Origin of the sequence: Tenacibaculum sp. 1B UA, from assembly GCF_033978845.1 — a bacterium.
Classification (GTDB): Bacteria; Bacteroidota; Bacteroidia; order Flavobacteriales; family Flavobacteriaceae; genus Polaribacter.
The window spans coordinates 114,650-128,810 of record NZ_JAKVUA010000003.1 but is presented as its reverse complement, the minus strand read 5'-3'; the positions used below and the strand labels follow the sequence as shown (position 1 = coordinate 128,810).

The following is a 14,161-nucleotide window of genomic DNA, read 5'->3' as shown; positions in this document are numbered from 1 at the left end:
ATTAATGCAAGAACTTTTAATAATTGGATATGTTTGGATAGAAAAAACGACTGGAGCTGGTAACCGAATGTTACAGTTGCTTAATGTTTTTAAAAACCAAAATTATAGCATCACTTTTGCAACTCCTGCCCAAAAAACTGAGAATTCTTTAAACTTAACTGAATTAGGAATAGAGGAGAAATCTATTGAGTTGAATTCAAGTTCTTTTGATGATTTTGTTAAAGAACTACAACCAGATGTTGTCTTGTTCGATAGGTTTATGATGGAAGAACAATTTGGTTGGCGTGTTGCAGAACATTGCTCGAAAGCTCTAAGAATTTTAGATACTGAAGATTTACACTTTTTACGCAAAACACGTCATCAACAATTAAAAAAGAAGGAACAATTTTCTACAGAGGCATTGTTACAATCGGATGAGGCGAAGAGAGAAATAGCAGCAATTTTACGTTGTGATATGAGTCTGATTATTTCAGCTTATGAAATCAAGCTTTTAAAAGAAGTTTTTAAGATTGATGAAGCTTTATTATATAATTTGCCTTTTTTGTTGGATAGAATAGATGCTGAAGCTATTCAGAATTGGAAGTCTTTTGAAGAACGAGCGCATTTTGTGTTTGTAGGTAATTTTTTCCACGCTCCGAATGTCGATGCTGTTTTACAATTGAAGTCAATTTGGAAATCCATTAGAAAACAATTACCTGAAGTAGAATTACATATTTACGGAGCGTATGTTACAAAACAAATTCAGCAATTGCACAAGCCAAAAGATGGCTTTATTATAAAAGGATTTGCAAAAGATGTCTTAGAAGTAGTTAAAAATGCTAGAGTAGTGTTAGCGCCAATTCGTTTTGGAGCTGGAATTAAAGGGAAGTTAACTGAGGCAATGGAATGCGGAACTCCAAGTGTTACTACTTCAATAGGAGCAGAAGGAATGCACGCTAATTTACCTTGGAATGGATTTATAGAGGATGATTTTGAGAAGTTTGCCAGTAAAGCTATAGAACTGTATACCTACGATATTCTTTGGAAAAAAGCGCAACAAAAAGGAATTGAAATTATCAATTTGATATATGATAAAGAAAAATTAGTAAATTCTTTTACAAATAGAATAAATGAAACCCAAGAAGATCTAGAGACACATCGCACACAAAATTTTCTTGGAAGTTTGTTACGACATCAAACCTTACAGGCTACAAAATTCATGAGCAAGTGGATTGAAGAAAAGAATAGAAAGACCTAATGAGAAAACATTAGGTCTTTTTTGTTAATTGATAATAGTTCCCTTTTTACTTTTATTGTAAAAAAGTATTCGTGTAATTAGTAAGAAAGCTACCGACATTATTAATACTATACTTATCTTAAAAAACAATGATGTATAGCTTGGACTTTTGTATTCAAAAGTTGGTAATTGCTTGTATAATTTTGTGTTTATTTTTTCATTATTATAAAGAAGAGGAACAAAAAAGTCTCTCCACCTTGTAGAAAATTCAGCCACTTGACTTCTATACTGTTGGTAATGTGTTGTAGAAGTTCCAGCTATATCGTTAAAGCTTTGCTGTAAAATTATAGCAGGAGAACTATATTGCCACAACTTAACCCATTTTTGCTGTTTTAGTAGCTGTGTTTCGTATGATTCTACTAGTGGTTTAACCTCGTCTTCAACCAAATCTTGTGAAGCTAAATACTTATGCCAAAAAGAATAGTTTTGATTATTATTAGAAGCATATTCAGGATGATCTCTTAAAAAATTATCAAGTATTTTATCTTGTTTTTTAGAAATTTCATCTTTTAATGCTCTTACTTCAGTAATCATTTTTGTTCGAGATGGTATTGGATAAAAAGTATTTGCAGCTTGTGCTATAATAGCAGGAATAATTAGAATTATAAAAACCCAGATAGCTAATAAACTTACTGCATTTTTAGCAGAATTATTTACTTTTATATTGATAAATAAAACAACAGTAAACCAAAATAACATGTAAGTTAACGTAAGTAGTAAAAAGTATAGGTACTCAGTTAGATTTTCTGCAAAATTATAATTGTTAATTATAAAAGAAATTGTTAAAACCAAGACAACTATAACAGATAGTACAAAGAATTTAAGCATTGTTTTCTGTAGTATCCATTTGTAAATAGAAATAGGTTGAGAAGCCATTAATTTTAACGAACCATTTTCTTTTTCTAAAGAGAAAATATGATAGCTAAAAGCTATTATAATCAAGGGCAAAATGTATATAATTACAAAGGCTAAATCAAAACTACCAAAAAGAAGTTGAATAGGGTTTGAAAGTTCTGTATGATTAAAAAAGAAACTATCGCCGTACGCTTTTGGTTGCACATAATGTGTAAATAAATCACTTTGTCCTGTAGCAATAAAAGCAGTTTCTTGAGGGTACATTGCCGCAACACGAGGATGTGAATATCCAATATTCATGGGGTTGGTAGGTAAGCTCCTCGAGTTTTGATTAACGTCAAGTCCTTTTTCAATAGAATCAAGAGTTTTTAGTACTGCTATGTCTTGTTTTTTAACAGTATTATTCGCTTTTTCAATGTCAGAAACACGCTTATTTACTTTTTCTTTACCATTATACCCAGCAAAAAGAACAAGGGTTAATAAGATTATAGTTAATAAAACAAGCCATTTACTCCGTAAAAGAGACTTTAATTCGTATTTAAAATTATATGAAAACATATTAATGATTTTTATTAATAAAGAATACTAGTACTCCTGTAATTGCAAACCACATGATGAGAATTAACATCATAGATGTATTGTTACTCAATATTTGATAGAAAGGAGCGTTTGTGTATTCGAACTTAGGAAGTTTTTTCCATGCGTTTGCAGAAGCAATATAACGTTCACCATATTTAGAGTTTTTTTCAGTAAGTCCATTTAAAAATTCTTGTGTTTTTACTCTGTAAGTTTCTGCTGTTTCAGAAAAGTCACGATGTGATTGATAATCGGTTCTAGAAATAGCCATAGATAAAAAACGAGTAGGAAGGAAAGGAGAAATTATTGAAATGGATTTGTAAACCTTTTCTTGTTTTTGAGCCTGATCATCTAACCAATTATAATGTTTAGCATATACTTTAGCTTGATATTCTTCTCCTTTTTGCATTCTATAGGCATTGTAATTAAAGGGAAGCTTATGCACGCTATCAACATTGTATTTCTTTAGAGCTTCTTCTTCAAGTTTTTTAGCTTCCTCATTCCAAGGGTTATGTCCGTCAAGCCCTTTTTTTCGGTCTTCTGCTATTCTTTTAGAAAACTCTTGGTGGGTTGGATATGGATATTTAGAATCAGCTAGATTACTAGCTATTTTAGGTGCAATAAAACAAGCAAGAACCCAAAATACTAAACTAGAAACCAAAGCAACTCCTGATTTTTTTGCAACTAATGATATGAATAAAATAACATTAGTAAAAATCAAATAGTAGAGTAAATAGGCTATATACAACACTCCTAAGGTACTCCAACTAAATACTCCAACATCATTTGTGTTAGAAAGAATTAAACCAGCTATTAAAAATAGAAGAGTTGTAATTGTTATTATAGGTATTAATACTGCAAACCATTTTCCAAAAAGTAGTTTTGTGTTACTAATTCCTTGACTTTTAAGTATCGCAAAAGTTCCTTTTTCTAATTCTTTAGTATAAGAATCGTAACCAATTAGAATTAAGATTAAAGGGAGTATATATAATAAAATAAAACTAAGGCTTAGTTCTCCAAAACGAGACAGTGATGTTTGGTCTGAAGCATTACTAAATTGAGCTTCGTTTCTATTATGAGCCTCTAAAAAAATAGAAATTCCTGTATATTTTTCAATACCTTGATCTATCAGTGATAAAGGAGATTTTGGTTTGAAAACATAGTTTCCGTAATGGGCTGCCGAATGCGGATTTTTTTCTCCTTGTTCCTCCCAAAGAGATCGTTCATTTTTTTGAGCTTCAACGTACTGTTGGTTACTATGTTGGTATTGATTAAAAGTTAACACCAAAGCAACTACTAATAAAATAAATACGATACCTGTTGAGATTTTAAAGCGACCGTCTCTTAAAATCTCTTGAAGTTCTTTTTTAACTACGTGAAAAATCATAATACACTTTCTTTTAAACTCATCGTTTCTAAGTAAAGGTTTTCAATCTCTTGTAAAGACTTATCACTACAAGGGAAATTATATTTTAATTGCCCTTGTTTCATAATTCCAATGTGCGTTCCAATTTCTTTAGCTCTAAAAATGTCATGAGTAGCCATTAATATAGCAACTCCATTTTTTCTCATTTTTTGTAGCAGTTCTCCAAATTCATTGCTAGATTTTGGATCCAAACCAGAAGTAGGCTCATCTAGTAGTAAAATATTAGCATCTTTTGCTATAGCCAAAGCAATTCCAACTTTTTGTCGCATTCCTTTAGAAAAGAATTGAACTCTTTTATGAAAAGCTTCTGATTGTAAACCAGCTTCATGTAAGAAAAACTCAAGTTCTTTTTTAGTGAAGTTTTTACCACCAATACCTAAAAAATAATCAAGGTTTTCTATGGCAGTTAAAGTAGGGTACAACATTAAGTTTTCTGGAATGTAAGTTAAAAAAGCTTTAGTTTCTCTTGCGTTATCAGTAATATTTAAACCGTTTATAAACGCTTTTCCAGAAGAAGGAGCAATAAAATTTAAAAGTAAATTTATAGTCGTTGACTTTCCTGCTCCGTTAGCCCCAAGTAAGCAAAAAATTTCTCCTTCGTTTACTTTTAAATTTAACTTATTAAGGGCGGTGAAGTCACCATACTTTTTTGTTAAGTCTCTTGTTATTATCATTATTGTAGCGTTAAATAGTTATTCAATTTTAATATCTACGGAAGTTCTACTTTGCCATCCAGTAACATCAATGACAGAAATTTGACAATGGTAGTCGCCAGAATCAATATCTGTTGGAATTGTAATACTTTGGGTTATTTCAAATTCTATAGGATTATTATCAATAGTGTAATTCTCCATAAAAATTAAAGGAGAAACAGGATCTTTTATAGGTGATAGTTCACAACTAGAACCTTGATCATCGTGTGTGTGATGATCAAAATTATGATGAATATCAATGGCATAAGTAGCTAAAGCTATATTGTCAGATACTTTTACACGTATTGTATACTCTTTCCCTTTTTCTAATACAGAGCAAGATTTAGGAAAACCTTCGTTGTAATTTATGGTAATGGTTGGCTTTACAGTATCTGGCTCTTCTGAATCACTGCTACAGCTTATGTTTAATAAGGTTAGGAGTAGTAATGCACTCGTTATTTTTAATAATTTCATAATAGTTTGTTATTTATAAAAGACTACTTGATTTTCTCAAGTAGTCTTTTGCGTTATAATTATTTTATTTCAAGAGGAATAGATAGCTTTACAGTTTCGCTTTCGCCACTTTCTTTAGCATAAATATTCAACCAGTAACTTCCTACTGGAGCACTAGGAATTAAATCGTAATGATAGTGTATATGAGGGTTTTTAACTCCTTCATATAATTCTTTAGGTAAAACGGTAATTACTTTGTCCCACTCTCCAACTTCAACATTTTGTCCCTCTCTCCATTCTTCGAACCAAAATTCATATTTAATTTCGGTAACAGTATTATTACCAGAAACATATTCAAATTCGGTATGTAATTCATTTTTACCAAAGGTAATTGAATTGTTATCACCAACCTCTAAGTCTTTAAACTTTTGAATAATATGTAACTTTTTAGTGATGGCACTTTTAGTTCCATCTTCATGTTCAACTGTAATTTTAAATTTATAAACTCCTTCGGCAGGAATAAATGAAGGACCGTATTTGTTGTCTTCATCAAAATATACATGGTAGTGTATGTGGGGATTTAATTGACCTTCATAACGATCAACAGGCACTAAGTGGTTTTTTAATTCCCAAATTAACTCACCTGTCTTAACTTTCGGAACATCGTAAGCTTCTACGTCAAAATAAATTTTAGAAACTTTGCTAGTTCCTTCGTAGCCAAATTCAATATGAACATCTACGTTTGATTGTGGTAAAACAAAATCAGAGTTACCTAACTCTAAGTCTTTAAAATTTTCTGTATTAATATTTTCATCAAAAGTATCTGGGATGTTGTCTTCATCACTACAAGAAATGATTAAAAGACTTACGAAAAATAAGATTGCTGATTTAAATGTGTTTTTCATGATTAAAAAATTAAATAATTAAAATGTTTGTATAATTGTTATTGAAAAGTTTCTTCCAGGTTCAGGAACCTCTATCAGCCTGTAGAAGCTCGTATGGTCGAATACTTTGTTGTTTAAAATGTTATTTAACCTTCCTTGAATTTTAAGAGGCTGCTTTTTTGAGAAAAGATCTACACTAGTATGTAAACCGATGTTTAGTAAAGAATACCCTTCTGTCGTTTTTTCAGGAGGAACAATATTGTTTTGATCCGAAACCAATCGTACACTTGAGAATATTTTAGTTTCTCCAAAAGTAGACCAAGGATTCAATGCGTATTCAAGCGAAACAACTCCTGTTAATGGAGGAGAAAAAGGAAGTGTGAAGTTTTTCTTTTTTCCACTTAATTGTCTTGCTTTTACATACTCTAAAGAACTTGTAATAGATAATTTATCAATAGGTTCATATTGCGCCATAATTTCGCCACCATATCTAAAAACGCGACTTTGATTGTATTGATACTTCTGAAGTGTTTCGTAATACTCTGACGTTGGACTTAAATAAATATAATTATCAAAATAATTGACAAATGGCGTGATTTGAATAGAGCCTCTGCTAAAATTAGTTTTAAACTCTCCATCTATCTGATAAGAACTTTCAGGTTCTAAGTCAAGACTTCCTTCTTCATATCGATACATGTGATAGTTTACTCCGTCTGAAGCCAATTCGTTTGCTAGTGGAATTCTAAAACTCTTGCCTACATTTATTTTATACGATGTGTTTTTTCGTCCATAACTTAATCCAGCTGAAGCGCTAAAACTTCCAAAAGTTAAACTCTTTCTTTCTGAACGCTGTAGTTGTTGCTGAGTAGTATTTCCGTTTTCGTCAGTAACAGGAGATAAAAACCATTCGTAATAAGGCTGTGTTTTTATTACACCATAATCGTAACGTACACCACCATCTAAATATAAATTGTCGTTGAGTTTTATTTGATCGTATACAAAAGCTCCAGCTGTAAAACGAGTATATTCAGGAATAAGAAACCCCCAACCATCAATAGTATTATCTTGATACTCTAAATTAACACCTGTAGTAACTTTATGTTTATTAAAGTTATGTAATTGACTTTTTACATTAAGGCTATAGGTATTCTTTTTAAATAAGCGTTCCATTGTAGATGACGGCTTGGGCATATAACCATGCGGAACAGGTTCTGAGTGTTCTTCACGATAGTTATTTTGAAAACCAAGCTCAATATCCAACGTATAACTAGGGAATAGAAAACTGGTATTATTCGTTATTTTAAAATGATTGACCTTATGATGTGGTAAATCAATATCTCTATTGTCAGCATCGTAATCTATTTTAGAAGTTCTCACTTCCAGACCATGTGCATTAGCAAAAAAACCATTTTTAGAATTTACATTGCTAAAAGAAGTTATAGAGCTAACATTATCTGCTACATAACCTATAGAAACTCCAACATTATGATTGTATCCTGCTGTATTTCGCAAGTAGTTTTTATGTAAATCAAAAATGTAATTATCGTACGTAATTTTTTGAGTAGGAACTTTATAGTCGCCGTAATCTTCGTGGGTTATTCTTGCCTTGTAATACCAATGATTATAACGTTGTTTAACACCTAAAGACACTCCATAAAAATCATTGTTACTTCTATTGGTGAGGTTTACTTCTCCTGAAAAAGAATTAACATCAGGTAGTAAATTGTTTTTCAAACTAATTACCCCAGAGATTGCATCAGAACCATAGAGTAGAGAAGCAGCTCCTTTAGTAACCTCAATGTTATCAATGTTGTATTGGTCTATTTCCAAACCATGGTCGGCTCCCCATTGTTGTGCTTCGTGTTTTATACCGTTTTCAACAACAACAACTCTATTAAATCCTAATCCTCTAATAGTAGGTTTAGATTGCCCAGAACCAATAGTTATTGTGCTAACACCAGGAATATCTTTAAGAGTTTGCATTAAACTATTGTCTCTGTTTTTCTCTAAAAAACCAACATCAATCCTTTGTGTATTGCTAGAGAACTTTGTTAGTGTTTTTTTAGGGTTTTGTGCAATAACCACTTCATTCAATACTGAATTGTCTTGTATTAGAGTAATAACTATTGTAGAAGAAGTAGTAGAAATGTTCTCTTGATAAGTAACATATCCAACATGAGTAACAGTTAAGAGATACTCTTTGTTTAAAAGTTTGTAAAAAGTACTACTTCCCTGAGTGTTTGTGTACGCGTGCTTTGAACCAATACTTACGTGAGCATTGGGTAACTCTTTTTGTGTTGTTCCATCAATTACCTTAATAGTAAGAGAATTGGTATTCTGACTAAAAAGAATTGCGTGAAACAATACACAAAATAAAGCGCCTAAGCTTTGTTTTGTCATTGTAAACAGAATTAAAAACGAATTGTAGTAGTTGAATTGTAAGATTCAACTATTAATTAAATAATATAGAACAAGCGTGTTAACTGATTGTAATGCACCGTAAACCTAGCTTTAGGGATACATAAATCACACTCCGATAAAGTACAAATGTTCTAAACTAAGATGTTACAAGTTTGTAGGAGGTCCTCTAAGTTTTCTATTCAGAGAGTTGTAAGAAGGTAAAATAATCGACTTGTAATTGTCTACTATAGTCTTACCAGGAAGAATAGCTAAAACTTGTGAGAAGTTTGTTGTAGGTATATTAAAAGAAGCAAAAGAAAAATAACAAATATCACAATGGTCATTTACCGATTCGTGTAAGTGAGTAGATTTTTCTTTACAGTTATGATGATGTGCTTCGTTTTCATGATGGTGAGTAGCTTTTATAAGAATAGGAAGCATAAGAAGAACCACCAATGATAAAGAGGTGATTTTACTAAATATGCTATTTTTATTCAAGCTCATTTCTTATAACTGTAAGGAAACAAAAGTAAGTGCTTAGCAAACTTTATATATGTTAAAATCTGTTAATTTTTTTCTAAAAAAAATAGTTCCTTTTACATAAAAAGGAACTATTTAAAACATTAAAATTATGAGGTGTTAATTCTTGTCAATCAATCCAGCACGTCTTAATAAAGCATCAGGTTTCGGTTCTCTACCTCTAAAACGTTTGTATAACTCCATAGGTTCTTCTGTTCCACCTTTAGACAATACATTATTCTTAAACTTATCAGCAACCTCTTTATTAAAAATACCTTTCTCTTTAAAGTACTCAAAAGCATCGGCATCTAAAACCTCTGCCCATTTATATGAATAATATCCAGCTGAGTATCCGCCTTGAAAAATATGAGAAAAAGAAGTGCTCATACAGTTTTCTGCTACATCAGGGTATAATTTAGTCTCAGCAAAAGCATTCGTTTCAAACTCTTTTACACCAGTAATAGTTTCAGGAGAACCTCCAGAGTGCCAAGACATATCTAATAATCCAAAACTTAATTGACGCAAGGTTTGCATTCCTTCATGAAAACTCGCAGATTCTTTAATTTTCTCAACATACTCCATAGGAATAATTGCTCCTGTTTCGTAATGTTTTGCAAACAACTCCAACGCTTCTTTTTCGTAACACCAGTTTTCTAAAACCTGACTAGGTAATTCCACGAAATCCCAAGAAACAGAAGTTCCTGATAAGCTCTTATAAGTAGTGTTAGCCAACATTCCGTGTAAGGCATGACCAAATTCGTGGAAAAGGGTAGTAACCTCATTAAAAGTTAATAAAGAAGGCTTGGTTTGTGTAGGTTTGGTAAAGTTACAAACGATAGAAACTTGAGGTCTTTCGTTAGTATCGTTACTCCTATATTGTGATTTGTAAGAAGTCATCCACGCACCATTACGTTTTCCTGGTCTTGGATGAAAATCTGCATAAAAATATGAAATAAAATTACCATCAGTATCAGTTACAGCATACGTTTTTACATCTTCATGGTACTTATCAATAGTGTCAATTTCTTCAAACTGTAAGTTGTACAATTTGTTAGCCACAGTAAACACACCATCAATTACATTCTCTAACTTAAAATAAGGTTTCAATAACTCTTGATCTAAGTTAAATAACTCTTTTTTAAGCTTCTCAGAATAGTAAGCACCATCCCATTTTTGTAGCTGGTCTATTCCGTCAAGTTTTTTAGCATAGGTCTCTAAATTATCAAACTCACGCTGCGCAGCAGGTTTCGCTTTTTCTAATAGTTCATTTAAAAACTCCATAACCTTTCCAGGAGTTTCAGCCATACGCTCTTCTAATACAAAATGAGCGTGGGTTTTATAACCTAATAGGTTGGCACGTTTGTGGCGTAAGGTTACAATGTCTTTTACAATTTGCTCATTGTTGTATTCATTTTGTTGAAACCCTTTTTTACCAAAAGCTATTGCTAACTTTTTTCTCAATTCTCTATTATCAGCATAGGTCATAAAAGGAATATAACTTGGATAATCTAAGGTAATCATCCAGCCTTCTTTACCTTTAGAGTTAGCGAGTTCTTTAGCTGCTTCTTTTGCACTTCCAGGTAAGCCTGCTAAATCATCTTCATTGGTAATTAATAATTCAAAAGCATTGGTTTCAGCTAATACATGCTCTCCAAACTGTAACGATAATTTTGCTAATTCAGCATCAATTTTACGAAGCTCAGCTTTATCAGTTTCATTTAAATTTGCTCCGTTACGTGCAAAACTTTTGTATTGTTTATCTAACAACATTTCTTGTTCAGGAGTCAAATTTAAATCAGACAATTGATCGTATACAGTTTTTACACGTTTAAACAATCCTTCATTTAAAATCATGTCGTTTCTAAACTCACTTAACCAAGGCGAAATATCTTTCGCTATTTTTTGAATTTCTTTATTGGTTTCAGCAGAGTTTAAGTTGAAAAAGATAGAAGTAGCTCTGTCTAATTTATTACCAGCGTTGTCTAAAGCAACTGTAGTGTTTTCAAAGGTTGGAACGTCAGAATTCTTAACAATAGTATCAATTTCGTCCTTAGCTATTTGTATAGCTTCTTTTATTGCAGGTTTATAATCTTCTTCTTTGATTTGAGAAAAAGGAGGGGTATTAAAATCTTGTAAAAGTGGATTCTTAGTCATAAAAAATTCGTTTTAAAAATTGAAGAAACCTCACAAATAAAATTTATGAGGCTCTCAAGTTAATATTGTACTAAAGTACTTATTTTTTTACGTTTTCAGAAGCTTTTTCAACCTTCAGTTTTAAGCCTTCTTTATAAGCGATTATTTTGTCTAACACACATTTGTCAGAAGCACCAATAATTTGTGCAGCTAAAATACCTGCATTTTTAGCTCCATCTAAAGCAACTGTAGCAACAGGAACACCTCCTGGCATTTGAAGAATAGACAGCACAGAATCCCAACCATCAATAGAGTTTCTACTTTTTACAGGAACTCCAATTACTGGTAATGGGCTCATACTTGCTACCATACCAGGTAAATGAGCAGCACCTCCAGCACCAGCAACAATAACTTGTACTCCGCGTTTGTGTGCATTGTTAGCATAGTCGAATAATTTTTCAGGAGTTCTGTGTGCAGATACAATATCTACTTCTACTTGAATATCAAAACTCTCTAAAATATCAATTGCTTCTTGCATGATTGGAAGATCTGAATCGCTTCCCATGATAATTCCTATCATAATTTTATGTTTTTGTCATCTCGAGTGTAGTCGAGAGGTTACTTTGCTATTACCTTAATAGTTTCTTTTACTTGTTGAGCGATTTTTCTCGCTTCGTTTATATCTTTATTTACAATAGTTACGTGTCCCATTTTACGGAAAGGTTTGGTTGTTCTTTTTCCGTAGACGTGAGGAGTAACACCGTCAATTTTTAAAATTTCTTCGATGTTTTCATATACCACATCACCAGTATATCCTTCAGCACCTACTAAATTCACCATAATTCCAGCAACCTTACTTTCAGTACTCCCTAACGGAAGGTTTAAAATACTGCGTAAGTGTTGTTCGAATTGGTTGGTATAACTTGCTTCTATAGAATAATGCCCAGAATTATGAGTTCTTGGAGCTGCTTCATTTACTATGATTGTATCATCTTCAGTTTGAAACATCTCTACTGCTAGTAATCCAACAAAATCAAAAGCATCCGCAACTTTTAAAGCAACTTCACGCGCTTTTTGGGCAACTAAATCTTCTATTCTTGCAGGGCAAATAACATACTCTACTTGATTCGCTTCTGGATGAAACTCCATTTCAACTACTGGGTAGGTCTTAGTTTCTCCATTGGCATTTCTAACTACAATAACTGCTAATTCATTTTTAAAAGGAATTAGCTTTTCAGAAATACACTCACCAGTAGGTAAATTTTCTAAATCGCTGATAGAACGAACTATTTTTACACCATTACCATCGTATCCAAATCGAGCAGACTTCCATACAAAAGGAAGCGTAACAGCATCATTACTAATAGTATGTTTTAATTCTTGTAAAGAAGTAAACCTAGAAAAATCAGCCGTAGGAATTTGGTTGTCATGATAAAACACCTTTTGATGTGCTTTGTTTTGGATAGTTCTTAAGTTTTTAGGCTTCGGAAAAATAGTTAACCCTTCAGCTTCTAAAGCGTCTAAGGCGTCAATATTTACATTTTCAATTTCTATAGTTAATAAATCTACTTGCTTCCCAAAGTTGTAAACAGTGTCATAATCCAATAAATCTCCTTGATGAAATTCATTACATATTTGAGCACAAGGAGCATCAGAATTTCCGTCTAGAATAACAGTATAAATATCGAATTTTTGAGTTTCGGTAAGTAACATTCTTCCTAATTGGCCGCCTCCTAGAACACCCAATTTAAAGTCTGAAGAAAAGTAATTTTTCACGATAAATGTGTTAATTGTGTTGTTGTTGCTGCAAAAATAAGAATCTAATTGTTAGTACAAATAGTATTAACGAGATATTCTTAACTGATTGTTACCAATAGAAGTAACAAAATACATTAAAGCATTACAGCCTTCGCCATCTAAAGGAGTACCTCCTGAAAGATAGTTGTATTTTTTATCATCACAAGGGCAGGTAATTTCTACACCATTAAAAGTCATTAAAGAGCTACATTTTTGCTCAGGACATTGTCGGTCAAAAGCTCTATAGCCAGAAGTTCCTGTTCTAAAAATAAAAACATTTCTTCCTTGTATTGTATTTTGAGATTCCCCTCCAGGAACTAACAATCCGCTAAATTCTGGGAGAGACAAATCAATAATAGCATTCATTTTTACTCCAGAAAAACAATTGTTAATAGGGGTGTTATCACTACAACTAAAACAAATTAGAACAAGAATTAAATAAAATTTTTTTTTCATTTTTTAGTATAGAGTTAGTATTGTAACGCAACGAAGTTACAAATATTTTGTACATTTGTAAGACTATCTCATTCCTAACGGCATGGGATTTTTAAATTTAACCCACAGGTTTTTAGGAAGAAAAGTTATATACTTTTTGTAAAACGTTAAGGAAAACGTATAAAAGTTTGTTGATTTTAAAAAAGACAGAAGAGATGAGTAATGTATCATATTATACGGAAGAAGGATTAAGAAAACTTAAAGAAGAGTTAGCCCAATTAGAGCAGGTTGAAAGACCTCGTGTTTCTCAAGAAATAGCAGATGCCCGTGATAAAGGAGATTTGAGTGAGAATGCAGAATATCATGCTGCAAAAGAAGAGCAATCGTTGTTAGAAACAAAAATTGCAAAGCTTAAAAACGTAGTAGCAAATGCTCGTGTTATTGATGAAAGTCAGTTAGATACCTCAAAAATCTTAATTCACTCAATAGTTAAGATTAAAAATTCAGTTAATGGAATGGAGTTTACCTATACACTAGTTGCTGATAGCGAAAGTGATGTAAGAAACGGAAAGTTATCTGTAAACTCACCAATTGGTAAAGGGTTGTTAGGTAAAAAAGTAGGTGATATTGCCGAAATACAAGTGCCTAACGGAATTATGAAGTTTGAAGTTATAGAGATTTCTCGATAAAAGAAAAACAAATACAAAAGAGTAAA

At 32.0% G+C, this 14,161-nt stretch carries 13 protein-coding genes; 2 read left to right on the top strand and 11 right to left on the bottom strand.

All coding sequences use genetic code 11. The features are described from left to right. Positions 1-4 precede the first annotated feature (4 nt). Positions 5-1,237, top strand: coding sequence for a glycosyltransferase (locus MK851_RS04670; RefSeq protein WP_320241893.1), 1,233 nt, complete (start codon positions 5-7; stop codon positions 1,235-1,237). Positions 1,238-1,261: 24 nt separating this feature from the next. On the opposite strand, the gene MK851_RS04665 is transcribed toward MK851_RS04670, so the two are convergent. The 11 genes from MK851_RS04665 to MK851_RS04615 all read right to left on the bottom strand — a co-directional run bounded on the left by MK851_RS04665 (position 1,262) and on the right by MK851_RS04615 (position 13,467). Next, positions 1,262-2,689 (bottom strand): DUF3526 domain-containing protein, encoded by a 1,428-nt coding sequence (locus tag MK851_RS04665; RefSeq protein WP_320241891.1) that lies wholly within the window; start codon positions 2,687-2,689, stop codon positions 1,262-1,264. Between the two features lies 1 nt (position 2,690). Then, positions 2,691-4,094, bottom strand: a complete 1,404-nt coding sequence (locus MK851_RS04660; RefSeq protein WP_320241889.1) for a DUF3526 domain-containing protein — start codon at positions 4,092-4,094, stop codon at positions 2,691-2,693. Next, positions 4,091-4,807, bottom strand: a complete 717-nt coding sequence (locus tag MK851_RS04655) for an ATP-binding cassette domain-containing protein (RefSeq protein WP_320241887.1) — start codon at positions 4,805-4,807, stop codon at positions 4,091-4,093. Before MK851_RS04655 ends, MK851_RS04660 begins: the two co-directional genes overlap by 4 nt. Positions 4,808-4,825: 18 nt before the next feature. Further along, a complete protein-coding gene (locus MK851_RS04650; RefSeq protein ID WP_303510756.1) occupies positions 4,826-5,299 on the bottom strand; it encodes a DUF4625 domain-containing protein in 474 nt (157 codons plus the stop codon). Between the two features lie 59 nt (positions 5,300-5,358). Then, on the bottom strand, positions 5,359-6,183 hold the full coding sequence (locus MK851_RS04645; RefSeq protein WP_320241884.1) for a hypothetical protein: 825 nt from the start codon (positions 6,181-6,183) through the stop codon (positions 5,359-5,361). A gap of 18 nt (positions 6,184-6,201) precedes the next feature. Continuing rightward, positions 6,202-8,562: a TonB-dependent receptor domain-containing protein gene (locus MK851_RS04640; RefSeq protein ID WP_320241883.1), complete on the bottom strand. Its 2,361-nt coding sequence runs from the start codon at positions 8,560-8,562 to the stop codon at positions 6,202-6,204. 165 nt (positions 8,563-8,727) lie between these two features. Then, on the bottom strand, positions 8,728-9,066 hold the full coding sequence (locus tag MK851_RS04635; RefSeq protein ID WP_303510748.1) for a hypothetical protein: 339 nt from the start codon (positions 9,064-9,066) through the stop codon (positions 8,728-8,730). A 135-nt stretch (positions 9,067-9,201) separates the two neighbouring features. Beyond that, entirely contained in the window at positions 9,202-11,235 is a 2,034-nt protein-coding gene (locus MK851_RS04630) for a M3 family metallopeptidase (protein ID WP_320241880.1), read from the bottom strand. Between the two features lie 79 nt (positions 11,236-11,314). Further along, complete coding sequence (gene purE / locus MK851_RS04625; RefSeq protein WP_320241878.1) at positions 11,315-11,794, bottom strand: 5-(carboxyamino)imidazole ribonucleotide mutase; 480 nt, start codon at positions 11,792-11,794, stop codon at positions 11,315-11,317. A 38-nt stretch (positions 11,795-11,832) separates the two neighbouring features. Next, positions 11,833-12,990, bottom strand: coding sequence for a 5-(carboxyamino)imidazole ribonucleotide synthase (locus MK851_RS04620; RefSeq protein WP_320241876.1), 1,158 nt, complete (start codon positions 12,988-12,990; stop codon positions 11,833-11,835). 66 nt (positions 12,991-13,056) lie between these two features. After that, positions 13,057-13,467 (bottom strand): Rieske (2Fe-2S) protein, encoded by a 411-nt coding sequence (locus MK851_RS04615; protein WP_303510739.1) that lies wholly within the window; start codon positions 13,465-13,467, stop codon positions 13,057-13,059. A 194-nt stretch (positions 13,468-13,661) separates the two neighbouring features. On the opposite strand from MK851_RS04615, the gene greA reads away from it, so the two are divergent. Further along, a complete protein-coding gene (gene greA, locus MK851_RS04610) occupies positions 13,662-14,135 on the top strand; it encodes a transcription elongation factor GreA (protein ID WP_320241873.1) in 474 nt (157 codons plus the stop codon). Positions 14,136-14,161: the final 26 nt, after the last annotated feature.